Annotated in this window: 12 protein-coding genes; all 12 read right to left on the bottom strand. The window is 45.6% G+C overall.

Going from position 1 to position 12,134, the window contains the following annotated elements; translation table 11 throughout:
- Positions 1–33 precede the first annotated feature (33 nt).
- The 12 genes from BUC22_RS19020 to BUC22_RS18965 all read right to left on the bottom strand — a co-directional run bounded on the left by BUC22_RS19020 (position 34) and on the right by BUC22_RS18965 (position 12,130).
- On the bottom strand, positions 34–1,254 hold the full coding sequence (locus BUC22_RS19020; protein WP_073383469.1) for a M20 family metallopeptidase: 1,221 nt from the start codon (positions 1,252–1,254) through the stop codon (positions 34–36).
- Between the two features lie 149 nt (positions 1,255–1,403).
- Positions 1,404–2,138 carry a GntR family transcriptional regulator gene (locus tag BUC22_RS19015; RefSeq protein ID WP_073383467.1) on the bottom strand — a complete coding sequence of 245 codons (735 nt, stop codon included), beginning with the start codon at positions 2,136–2,138 and terminating at the stop codon, positions 1,404–1,406.
- A gap of 122 nt (positions 2,139–2,260) precedes the next feature.
- Positions 2,261–3,625, bottom strand: a complete 1,365-nt coding sequence (locus BUC22_RS19010) for a sn-glycerol-1-phosphate dehydrogenase (protein ID WP_073383464.1) — start codon at positions 3,623–3,625, stop codon at positions 2,261–2,263.
- Positions 3,626–3,687: 62 nt separating this feature from the next.
- Positions 3,688–5,208 carry a xylulokinase gene (locus BUC22_RS19005; RefSeq protein ID WP_073383461.1) on the bottom strand — a complete coding sequence of 507 codons (1,521 nt, stop codon included), beginning with the start codon at positions 5,206–5,208 and terminating at the stop codon, positions 3,688–3,690.
- Between the two features lie 92 nt (positions 5,209–5,300).
- On the bottom strand, positions 5,301–6,020 hold the full coding sequence (gene deoC, locus BUC22_RS19000; protein WP_073383459.1) for a deoxyribose-phosphate aldolase: 720 nt from the start codon (positions 6,018–6,020) through the stop codon (positions 5,301–5,303).
- 29 nt (positions 6,021–6,049) lie between these two features.
- The gene (deoC, locus tag BUC22_RS18995; protein ID WP_013382175.1) at positions 6,050–6,769 is read right to left on the bottom strand and encodes a deoxyribose-phosphate aldolase; all 720 of its coding nucleotides are present in this window, start codon (positions 6,767–6,769) and stop codon (positions 6,050–6,052) included.
- A 56-nt stretch (positions 6,770–6,825) separates the two neighbouring features.
- Positions 6,826–7,545 carry a deoxyribose-phosphate aldolase gene (deoC, locus tag BUC22_RS18990; RefSeq protein ID WP_013382176.1) on the bottom strand — a complete coding sequence of 240 codons (720 nt, stop codon included), beginning with the start codon at positions 7,543–7,545 and terminating at the stop codon, positions 6,826–6,828.
- Positions 7,546–7,581: 36 nt separating this feature from the next.
- Positions 7,582–8,301 carry a deoxyribose-phosphate aldolase gene (deoC, locus tag BUC22_RS18985; RefSeq protein WP_013382177.1) on the bottom strand — a complete coding sequence of 240 codons (720 nt, stop codon included), beginning with the start codon at positions 8,299–8,301 and terminating at the stop codon, positions 7,582–7,584.
- A 24-nt stretch (positions 8,302–8,325) separates the two neighbouring features.
- The gene (locus BUC22_RS18980) at positions 8,326–8,982 is read right to left on the bottom strand and encodes an HAD family hydrolase (protein WP_073383456.1); all 657 of its coding nucleotides are present in this window, start codon (positions 8,980–8,982) and stop codon (positions 8,326–8,328) included.
- An 8-nt stretch (positions 8,983–8,990) separates the two neighbouring features.
- The gene (locus tag BUC22_RS18975; RefSeq protein WP_073383454.1) at positions 8,991–9,929 is read right to left on the bottom strand and encodes a PHP domain-containing protein; all 939 of its coding nucleotides are present in this window, start codon (positions 9,927–9,929) and stop codon (positions 8,991–8,993) included.
- Between the two features lie 11 nt (positions 9,930–9,940).
- A complete protein-coding gene (locus BUC22_RS18970; RefSeq protein WP_073383451.1) occupies positions 9,941–10,792 on the bottom strand; it encodes a class II fructose-bisphosphate aldolase in 852 nt (283 codons plus the stop codon).
- A gap of 27 nt (positions 10,793–10,819) precedes the next feature.
- The gene (locus BUC22_RS18965) at positions 10,820–12,130 is read right to left on the bottom strand and encodes a transaldolase family protein (RefSeq protein ID WP_073383449.1); all 1,311 of its coding nucleotides are present in this window, start codon (positions 12,128–12,130) and stop codon (positions 10,820–10,822) included.
- Between the last annotated feature and the right edge of the window lie 4 nt (positions 12,131–12,134).

Raw genomic sequence — 12,134 nt, 5'->3', positions numbered from 1 at the left:
GCTGCATGGCTGGTCTTTTTGAGTTCTATCCTGTTATTTCTCTTTCAAGTCAAGGATAGCGGCAAGTATTGCCTCTGTTCCCTCGATGGTCTTCATCATCTGTGAAATTTTAACCTGCTCTTTGGGCTGGTGTGCCCATTTCTCTTCGGCATGAGAATATCCAATGGTCGGAATTCCCCGCAGTCCTGCGGTATATCCACCATCTGTCCCAAATTTCCAGTAAAAGCATTCAGGCTTTTGACCTGCGTTCTCCAATGCATCCAGGGCCTTTTTTACAACAGGTATCTGCTGGTCTGTCGCCCAGGGCGGATGATATTTATTAACTTCACAGGTGTAGCCTGTATAAGTTTTCTCACAGTAAGTCCGCGGATGCACCTCTGCCTGAAATTCCGGGTCCTTTTCTGCAAAATCATCAAGCACAGCCTTAAGCTGACACACCACGTCCTCCAATGTTTCATCCGGCGAATAACGCCGGTCAATGGATATTTCACATTCGTCAGGAATAATGCTCTGTGCTCCCGGCCGAACAATACAGTCGGTTATTGTAACAGAGTTATCCCCCAAAACAGGGTGTCCCTTAAGAGTTTTTGGCATCTCCTCGAAAATATACTGCATAACAGGCAGCATTTTTTCAAGGGCGTTGATGCCCTGCTTTGGCTGAGAGGAATGAGCCGTCTTTCCCATTGTTTTAACGACAAGCTCCACCTTTCCACGATGCCCCAGCGCCACTCTTCCTGAACTCGGCTCACACAGAACACACAGATCGATCTTTTCACCTTCAAGGGTATGATCAATGAGGTACTGCATTCCCAGCATTTCCGCTGCCTCTTCATGTACGACCGCCGAAAAAATAACCTTCCCCTTTAAAGAAGCACCTGCATCCAAGGCCTGCTTAATCCGCTTAAATGCAAAAAACTGCGCTGCCAGCCCTGCTTTCAAGTCACTGGCGCCTCTTCCGATCAGAACGTCGCTTTCCACAGCTGCCTTAAAAGGGCTGTAGGGTTTCCACGCCTCCAGACTTCCTTCTGGCACCACATCAAGATGTCCGTTCAGCAGGACGACTGGCCCCTCTCCACAATTGATTACTCCGTAGACATTGCCGGCTTCATCGACTTTAGGTATGACACCAATCTGATCTAAAGCATTCTGAATAAATACTGCTGCTTCGCCTTCTTCTCCGGAAAGAGAAGGTATTTCAATCAATGCTTTTAAAAACGCTACATACTCCTTTTTCATTTTACAATCATCTGACATTTTGTTTCCTCCTGATATTAATTGCTTACGTTTATCAGTCGGTTAACGCTATTCAAAATGAAAAGACCAGCAGCTCAAGCCCAAAGGACCTGCGATTTTAACAATATCCAGGTTTTATAAGGCTTTTGAAGCTGCTGGTCTCACCTCGTTTATAAATTATGAAACTCATATTTTAATTTGATTTTATCTCCGCGAAAGACAACCTTCGAATACTCATAGGGCGTATCATCCTGCGCAAAAAGAATATCCTCAAGAATCAGCAGCGGATAGCTCTCTTCCACACGGAAAAGCTGGGATTCTTTTTTAGACGCCTTGACCGATTCCAGCGTTTCCTGTATACGCGTAGGTAAAAGCTGGTATTCTTTCTCAAGGATAACACATAACTGCTCATCGACAAGGTCATGCTTCTCGATGCCCTCGCATAATTGTACCGGGATATAAGAATAATGCAGACTGATCGGTTTTCCCTTAAGATAACGCAGACGCTCAATCAGCATAACCGGCGCAGCCTCTGGAATACGCAGCTTTCTCGATACACTGCCAGAAGCCTGAATAATGGCAGAATCCAACAGTTTTGTTGTCGTTTCGTACCCCATACGCTCAAGCTGCTCCCGAAAGCCCATGTAAGCTAAAGACTCTGTCATAATCTTAGGCTCTGATACAAAGGTACCCTTCCCCGGAACACGGTAGAGCACGCCTTCCTGAACCAAATTCTGACAAGCCGTCCGAATGGTCATACGGCTCAGGTCATACTCTTTGCTCAGCTCGCTTTCAGAGGGGATTGCATTTTGTGGTTTCCAAATGCCGGTATCTATATTATTTCGGATCAGCTCTTCCAGCTGAACATAAAGTGGCTTTGGATTATTTCTTTCAATACTATTCATCTTTAATCCTCCTGAAAGTGTGTGTCTATATCATACCATAATCTTAAACGCTTTTTCAATATCGTAAACCACTTTGTTATAACGCAAACTTTCTTATGGCTCCAATTCAAACCGGAATGGCCTTAGAATTCCAGTTTTTTTATTATTTTACTCGCAACATCTTCCATAATGCCAAGGGCCTCGGCCATCCACAGTGCATTGTAACGGCCGCTGCGCGTTTCCTTTGCAAAGTACAGACTCTTCACCAGCTCATCCTCATCAATCTGTAACTGTTTTGGGTGCCATGGGCCGCCCACTTTCTTTAATTTTTCAATAAGAGCTTCGGAGGTTGGCATTGCCTCAAACCGTCTGGCCAGGGCTTCATGATGTTTGATAATCTTTTCTATTTCGTTTTGTCTCGCTGCTTTGTCAAAGGAGTGGTTTTCTGCCTGTAATTCCAGAATGCTTTCTGCGCCTTCACCATAAACCGCCCGGATTTCCTTCTCCCACTCAGTTCTGTCCCAGATTTTTTCAACGGCCTTTTCAACATCGAAGCGCTCGAAATCAATGTCCATAATTTCTTCCCAAATCATGGTGTTGATCACAGCCCCAACACCGACCTCCTGGCCATGCATTGATTGCGGCACACCTTTTTCATCCTGACATTTAATCCAGAAATGGTTCAGCTGGTGCTCAGCGCCGGAGCCGCAGGGTGATGAATCATACCACGCCATTGCCACCGCGCTTTTATACAATGCGTCTGTTAAATTTTCAATGGCTTTTTTCTCTCCTGGCACAATGCCCTCTATTGTCTCATCCGCAGTTCCCTCGGAAATACATTCGCCCATCATTGCCTCTACCCGGTCACAATAATAAATATCCTTGATCAATTTTCCTGCATACCAGTCCATACCTGCGCTTATTTTAGAGATCACCTCGCCCACACCGGCAGCGTTCATAACGCTCGGCGCTTTTGCAATGATATCGGAATCGGCCAAAATCAGGCTGGGATAATTGAGATAATATGTCACCTGAAGCCCATCGACAATGATAATGGACATGTTTGTAAAAAAGCCGTCCATCGTCATAGCCGACGGGATCGAAACACATTCTAAATTCAGGCGTGTTGCCGCATAACGGACGACATCCGTGACTGTTCCGCCCCCCAATGATACGATGTAATCAGCGTCAAAAGGCGTATTGCAGATAACATTTCCAACGGTGTACTCATCTGGACGGATACGGCCTTTGAGCACATAACATTCAATCTTCAGACCCTGCTCCTGCCAGTATGCATAGATCTCTCTGCCAATGGACTCAAAAATCACCTCGTCTGTTACGAGTATGCCTTTTTTACCAAGCTCAAGCGCTTTGACATAATAAGGCAGTTTTCTGGCGGCACCCGAAGCGATCACAACTTCTCCAATCGGCATCTTATGATGCCTCCCACATTCACAGTCAAAATCATGCCTTTCATAAATATTAAAACCGCTTTTTTGCATATCCATTTTTTCCTCCAAAATAAAATACTGGCCAGCATTAACCTGGCCAGTACGTATATGTTTTTTTATTAGAATATACGGTTGTCCAAGGCGTTATAAACGTTGATAAAGCGCTGATAAGCTTTATCGTAAGCTGCAAATTTTTCTGGATCAGGCTCAAAAACTTCAGTCAGTTTAACTGCTTTTTCAGCTGCGTCCCGGCAGTTTTCATAAGCGCCCACGCCAATACCAGCGTACAGAGCTGCTCCTAAGCAGCCTGTTTCACCTGCACTCAGCAGCTGGATCGGCAGTTTAAAAATGTCAGCCAGCATCTGACACCACATCGGAGATTTTGCGGCGCCGCCTGTCAGGCGAATGGAGTTAATTTTAATTCCAGCTTCCAGTTCGGCGTTGATAATATCATATACCTCAAAGCTGATGCCTTCCATTACCGCTCTTGCCATATCGGCTTTTTTCGTTCCAAGGGACATTCCGATGAAAACACCGCGTGCCTTATCGTTGATTTTAGAGCCTGACGCCCCCTGCAGGTATGGTAAGAAGGTTATGCCATTTGCTCCTGGCGGGACATCTGCGATCTGTGCATTGATGAGTTCATAAGGATCTGTTTTGACCAGCTCAGCCGAGAATTTTTCAATGTCACAGAAGGTATCCCGATACCAGCGGTAGCTTGAAGCGGACGTATTTGAAAAGGCCTCGATGGTATAATTGCCAACCCCATGATTCCCTTTAACGACCAGTCTTCCCTTTGGATCACGAATCGGTTCATCACTCACGATAAAGCATGAGCCGAAGGTACCCATTACCACAACTGCCGTTCCGTCATCCACACCGCCTGAACCGAAGGTGTTACAATTCTGGTCATGTGCGCCAACGCAGATTGGTGTTCCTTCTGCCAATCCGGTGAGCTCAGCGACATCTTTTGGAATATGTCCGACGACTTTTCCCGGTTCGTCTACCAGCTCAGCTCTTTTTTCCAGCGGAATTCCCAACATATCATGCATACGCTTCGACCAGCATTTATTGTTGATATCCATCATACCCTCGCGGCTTGCAGATGAAAAGTCTGTATAATATCCGTCTGCGCCGAGCTGCTTAAGAAAATAGTCCTGATGTGTGGAGAACATGGCTGTTTTATTCCAGTTTTCCGGCTCATGATGTTTAAGCCATACCAGCTTCGCAATACTAAAGCACATTCCCAGCGGATCGCCGGTCAGCTGATAATATTCTTCTCTTGGAATCTGATCCGTAATCCATTTTATTTCTCCCTCGCTGCCTCGAAGATCCTGCCAGCCTACAAATGGCCGGATCAGTTCGCCATCTTCATCTAAAAGACCGATAACAGACCCCTGGGAAGAAAGCCCCACAGCTATGATATCCTTTGGATCTACCTGCGCCTTACGGATGGCTTCTTTACAGGTTTTGAACAATGCCGGTGTCATGTCCTCCGGAATTTGCTCTACCCAGCCTTCATGCGGGTAATAACATGGGTATTCACGGTAATCGCTCCCAATAAGGTTTCCTTCAAGGTCAAAAACGCATACTTTACAGCCGGTCGTTCCGGCGTCCATACCAACTAAATATTTTCCCATTTTATTTCTCCTCTATAACTTAGTTTTAGTTTTTAATATTAAATCTCTGATCAAAGTCCCCCAACTCTGATTTTTGGCAGTATGTTTTTGTTTTATCCCTGGTATGCGGGAATTAATCCAATTTTCCGTAAATCATCAACACCGTCTAAAATTTCCTTGCCGCCCTGAGTTCCGATCAATTCTGCTCCGGCTAAAATAAAAGCAAACGCATTCTGCGGACGCGGCGCCTTAACCCCGGCAACCTTTACCTTCGTGTCAGAGCCTTCGAGGGCTTCTACCATCAGGATAACGTCTGAGACACTTGGTCCTGCATATTGCCCTGTTGAGGTCTTAACCCAGTCGATGCCCGCTTCAGCCACCAGCTTGGTAGCGGTTACAATTTCTTCTTTGGTTAACATACAGGTTTCAATGATCATTTTAGTCATAGCCGGACCCGCTGCTTTTTTATAGTCCTTGAATTCCTGTAAAACCTTGTCGTATTTGCCCTCTTTTAAATCGCCAACATTCATGCAGTTATCCAGAACAGTCGCCCCCATACGGACGGCTTCTTCTGTTTCAAAGCATTTTACAGCGCTGCTCTGCTGACCAAAAGGAAAACCTATTCCCGCACCGACCAGCAGATCTGTCCCCTTTAACTCTTCGGCAACGACCGGTGTCCAGTAAGAGGATGAAAAACAGAAAGCCTTGCAGTTGTACTCAATGGCAGTCCTGCATCCCTTGCGAATATCTTTTTCTGTTGAGTCTTTGCCCAAAACAGAAAAATCAATCAGCTTCCCCATGTCATGTTTTGTCATTTTCGATAAATCAACCATTTTTTTACTCCTTTATTTTGTAATTATTTTTATCCTTTATATTTTGGAACAACGCCAATTTCGCGCATCATATCCAAAGAATCAATGATCTGCGGCGCCTGGCGGGTACCAATCAACTCTGCTCCGCCCATCAAGAAACAGTAAGCGTTCTGTGCTCTCGGAAACTTAACACCCGATACTTTTACCTTTGTATCACTTCCTTCAAGCGTTTTAGCCATAATGCGTACCTGCTCCATCGTCGGACCTTCCCACTGTCCTGTTGATGATTTAGCCCAGTCCAAGCCTGCTTCTGCAATTAGCTCACAGCCAATACGAATTTCTTCATCTGTCAGCATACATACTTCCAGAATCATTTTTGTGATCGCCGGGCCTGCTGCTTTTTTATAATCTTTAAATTCCTGGAGAATCTGGTCGTATTTTTTGTCTTTCATCAGGCCAACGTTCATGACATTATCCAATACCGTTGCTCCCATTCTTACAGCTTCTTCTGTTTCAAAGCATTTAACTGCGCTGGTCTGCTGTCCAAACGGAAATCCAATCCCTGCTCCGACCAAAATATCGGTTCCCTTTAATTCTTCTGCAACCACCGATGACCAAATTGAAGAAGAGAAGCAGAAGGCTTTTACATTGTATTCAATGGCTGTTTTACACTCTTCCCGGATAATCGCTTCTGTTGTGTCTTTTGGGCCAATGAAATAGTCAAAACATTTACCAACATCTTTTTTTGTCATTTTTGAAAAATCAATCATTTTTTTACTCCTTGTCCTGTTTATCCTTTAATTTATATCCTGGCTTATCAGCTGTCTTATCCTTCATAAGGCGGCAGTAACCCAATTTCCCGCATCTGATCCATCGAATCAATAATTTCCGGCGCAGACCGTGTTCCAATCAGCTCTGCCCCTGCCATAATAAAGGCCCATGCATTCTGAGGTCTTGGAAACTTAACGCCAGAAACCTTCAGCTTAACATTGGAATCCGCGATTGTTTCTTTCATAATCAAAACCTGCTCCATCGTCGGCCCCTCAAACTGTCCTGTCGCTGATTTTGCATAATCAAGACCAACTTCCTTAATCAGCTCGCATCCAGCCTTTATCTCATCATCTGTGAGAAACGCAACGTCTAGAATTCCTTTTGTCATACGTCCCTGAGCCGCATTTTTAAAATCAACAAGCTCCTGTTTGACAACATCATATTTTTTGTCTTTTAAAGCTCCTATGTTGATGACCATATCCAGACATGTACAGCCTGCCTTCACAGCCATTTCTGTTTCCATGGCTTTTACAGCCGAAGGCTGTGAACCGAAGGGAAAACTGATCCCTGTCGCAATGTTAACGTCCGTATCTCCTAATTCTTCTACCACAATGGGTGTCCAGTAGGGTGAAGACGAATAGAAAGCCGCGCAGTTATAAGCCTTTGCCTCACGGCACCCATTACGGATGGCTTCTTCATCGGTATCTTTTGGCAGAATGGCATAATCAAAGAGCTTTCCGGCATCCCACTTGGTTAACTTTTTTAAATCGATCATTTTTTTCTCCTGGTATAATCTGTTGAATCCACTGCTTTACTTTTGAAGCGGCGGTACAATGCCAATCTCACGCATCTGGTCTAAGGCATCTATAATCGCCACAGCTGCACGGGTTCCAATTAAATCTGCTCCTGCCAGTAAAAACGCGTAGGCATTCTGAGGTCTCGGAAATTTAACACCGGCAACCTTCAGCTTAATGTCGGTATCCTTCAATGTTTTTTTCATGAGTAAAAACTGATCCATCGATGGCCCTTCAAACTGTCCTGTTGATGTTTTCGCATAGTCAATCCCCGCTTCTGCAATTAAATTACAGCCTGCAATAATTTCATCATCGGTTAAAAAGTTAACGTCCATGATGCATTTCGTCAGGTTGCCTTCAGCCGCTTTTACAAAAGCATCCAGACCTGCCTTCACTTCCTTGTAATTCTTGTCTTTGAGGGCGCCGATATTCATGACCATGTCCAGCGCCGTACACCCGAGTCGGACAGCCTCTTCGGTCTCGAGTCCCTTCATTTTTACCGTTGACGCGCCAAAGGGAAAATCCAAGCCTGTGGCGATATGGATGTCTGTTCCTTCGAGCTCTTCCTTTACCACAGGTGTCCAATAAGGTGATGCTGAATAGAAAGCCGCGCAGTTATAAGCCTTTGCTTCCTGACAGCCTCTGCGAATATCCGCTTCTGTTGTGTCCTTGGGCAGTACCGAATGGTCAAAACACTTTCCTAATGACCACTTATCCATTTTTGATAAATCAACCATCGTCTTCCTCCTATATTCTCTTTTTTAAAGGAGCAGTTCCTTTATTTCACTCATTGCATCCACCATATAGGCCGGTCCCAGATCCTTCAGCACTTCACTGCTGCCGTATCCATAGGTTACCGCACATACATCCACACCTGCGTTGTAGCCTGTCATAAAATCTGTTTTTGTGTCCCCCACCAGCACTGCCTGTTCTGGCTGCATCTGGTAGTGTGCCAGTATTTTTTGAATACATTCCGGGTGAGGTTTTGGGTTTTCAACATCATCTGCGGTTACCAGATAGTCAAAATACTGTTCAAACGCCAGGGCTTTCATAATTTTTTCTGTAGCGCTTCTGATCTTATAGGTCGCCAGAGCCATTGGCCTGCCCATTTTCTGGTAATGGTCCAATATTTCCTTAACGCCGGGATACAGGCTGGTGTACACGGCACAGTTTTCTTCGTAATATTTTTTAAACAGCGGCAAAATCTCACTGTCGATTAACGCTTCTTTATCCTCTCCAAGACTCTTTAGAAGAACATTGCGTGCTCCGCCGCCAATGCAGCTCCGTATAAAAGTGTCTGATTTTGGCTCAAATCCATATTTCTCAATAATATACTTAACAGTCGCCACAATATCCGCTGCAGAATCTACCAACGTCCCATCCAGATCAAAAATAATCAAATCATAATGTTTTCCCATTTTTTCACCTACAGTCTGGACAACAGCTCATTGCTGTAAAAATACTCTGGCGTAATGCCGCATTCGCCAATGTTCCGGACTTTTTTGCTGGACTTTTTATAATCTGCGTGGTAGTCTGAGCCTCCGGAAATGATCGCAACCTTGTCAGTGTAGTCTCTGCGTACCTGCTCTATGATTTCTTCCTTTGTCAGCGAGCCATTATAGGTTGTTTTGTCATAGGTATAGGAGGCCTCAATGCCGTCCAGCCCGCCCTTGATCAGGCGGTCAATATATTCAGCTCTCGAACATTCCAGGGCCTTTGTTTTAACCCTCTCGTCAATGAGATAGGGGTGCGCCAATATGACGATTCCTTCCGCGCGGTGTACAATATCAATAATGGTCAGGGGGTCTGGCTTTTCACGTTTCACACTGTATTCCGGTGTGTTGCGGATCATCAGCTTGGCGTCACTCCAGGTTTCAGTATAGCCTTTCTCGGCCATAAGGTTAAAGATGATTTTCTTCTGCACATCCTCTGGCTTTCTCGGGATATCATTGTAATTGAGCACTTCCTCCCATCTGATGGGAAAGCCCTTCTCTGTCAGCAGTTCAGTCAGCCTCCTGTAGGAATCAATTTTACTTTGAACAATAATCCGGTTCATGGCCAGGATTTCAGGGCTAGAGTAATCACAGCCAAAGGCTACCAGATGCACATCCTCTACCTCTGTTTCACAGGAAAACTCAATTCCCTTTAAAACCTTCATGCCTTTCTTCTGGGCATAGCGTTCCACATCAACCATGAGCCCGCCTACTTCAATCTTCTCCGGCGGCAGCACATCATGGTCTGTAATGGCTACGACCTTCATCCCCAGGGCTGCCGCGGTATCCAGAAATTCCTTTGGGGTATCATTTCCGTCTGAGCGGGTTGTGTGGCTGTGCAGATCACAGAGATAATTTGGTTTGTAATCCATATGCTCACTTCCTAATCTTCCAATAAACTGAACAGTGTGATGTGATTTCTAACCACTTCTTTGACCTTATCTTTTACAAAGGCATCCAGCTTCAGTGGGTCATTTTCATCAGGCCGCAGCTTTGTATAGTCTCTCATACCGCCGCAGTAGGCAATCTTGATCGCTGTTGAAATATTGACTTTTGCCGCACCCAAACTGATCAGCCGTTTAAAGGTGCCTGTACTCAGACCGGTACCGCCATGCAGTACCAACGGGCAGGGCGAAAAGCTGTTGATGTTTTCAAAAAGGTCGTAATCAATTTTAACCTCGCCTTTATATACACCGTGGGCTGTACCGATGGCCGGGGCAAAGGCATCAATTTTTGTCTCTTCCAGATAAACCTTACAGTCCTCCGGATTTGCCAGAGCACTCTGGTCTTCATCGACCACAATATCGTCTTCCACGCCCACGATAGCTCCAAGCTCACCTTCGACGGTAACATCTTTTGCGTGGGCGGCTTCCACAATTTTTTTGGTGTTCCCAATATTTTCTGGCAGCGGCAGTTTTGAGCCGTCGTACATAACAGAGCTCCATCCGCCGTCAATACAGGCGATTGTAAAATCCACATCGGTCGAATGGTCAAGATGCACCGCCACATCTACCTTTGCATTTTCCACAATCGGTTTTAAAAACTGCATCATTTCTTCAATTCCAAATTGCTTGACGGTTTTAACCGAGGTCTGAAGAATGATCGGGCAACTCAGCTCTTCTGCCGCTTCCACCGCCGCCTTTGCTGTCATTTGATTGACAATGTTGAAGGCGCCGACAGCGTACCCGCCTTTTCTGGCATCCTTCAATATTTTTTCCATGTTTACATAACTCATTTCATGACCTCATTTCTTATTCTGATTTTATTTTGCGCCGTTGGCCGCGTTCATAAACCGGCGCTGATAGCTGATTACTTGGTTGCAGGAGGTAAAACGTGCCAGATAGTTTGGCTCTGCGGTGATAACTACACGGTTGACCAGATCACTGAATTCGTCCTCGACTAAAAGCTTGTCGATATCCGGGTAATTGAGCGGCCCTTCCATACTGCAGATAATCAGTCTTGAATCGTCCAGGTTGGTGTTTTTAAACCATCTCAGGTTATGTCTTACACTGTCCAGGCCGTCAGATCCTTCATGGTCTTCAAAGTGCCGGTACTTAAGCAGATCCTCGGCTGCCTGCTTGACGCTCAGCAGATCCATTTCCTGGCCTTTGCACAGGTAGTCTTTTTCGATGAACATTTTTTTTATGTCTTCCAGATATCTGGGGTCGCGTGTTGCATCGTAAGCCGCAAGGCCTTTTTTCATGATTTCGGACTGCATGAAGCGGTGGCGGACAAAGCTGTTGATAAAATAAGGCTTTGCCTGCAGCGCAAGTGCTGTCTGGTAGGGCTCAAACATTAAAGTAAAATTGACCCGGTAGCCATTTTCCTGAAGCATCAATGCGATGTTGTGGCCTCTCAGCGCTTCGGCTGTACCAGGTGCGTCGCAGGGGATTGAAAATTTCTTGTCGCCTGTAAGGAGCTGGTCAACGGTTTCCTTGCTGACTGGTCCGGTGTGCGGTACCTTGATGACGACGCGGTATTCGGACAGCATCTCTTTAAATTTAGCGGCTTCTTCCAGAATCTCTGCGTCCGATTTGCCAAAGGGGTCGTTCAGCTCAACGCTGATGTCTGCTCCAGGGCCCAGAATCCTGCCGATTTCTGCCATAACCTCGTCTCTTGTTTTAAACTGGCTGCCGACATTTGCTTTTGGATTATTGATGAACAGATCATAGATGATCCCAGGGTTACAGGTCAGATTGGCAAGAATATTTTTGATGGGCGCTACTTCGTAAGGATTGGCGCTGTCTGCTGAAAACAGGACGTTGGTCGGGCGTTTCACCCCATTTTTGTCATAGCTGATATCTCTTACCAGGTCTGCCCTGAGGGCCCCGTCCTCCTCCAGCTCGTATTCTACCCGGAAGCCTGCCGGGGTCTGGCCTTCTGATACGTCAAAGGTGTCAATGACCTTTTTAAATCCATCGGTCACACCAATGGATTTCACGTATGGCTTTAAGGCCTGAAAGGTCTCAAACGCCATTGGCTGGTCGGCCACTCTGCTGATGTACGCCTTCTCGCTGTCAATGAATGTGACGTCTGTTTTCTTGAATGTGTTTAAACTGCATTTAATCTCCATGTCT

Source organism: Eubacterium callanderi (assembly GCF_900142645.1).
GTDB lineage: Bacteria > Bacillota > Clostridia > Eubacteriales > Eubacteriaceae > Eubacterium > Eubacterium callanderi.
This window is presented reverse-complemented; position numbering and strand designations above follow the sequence as displayed.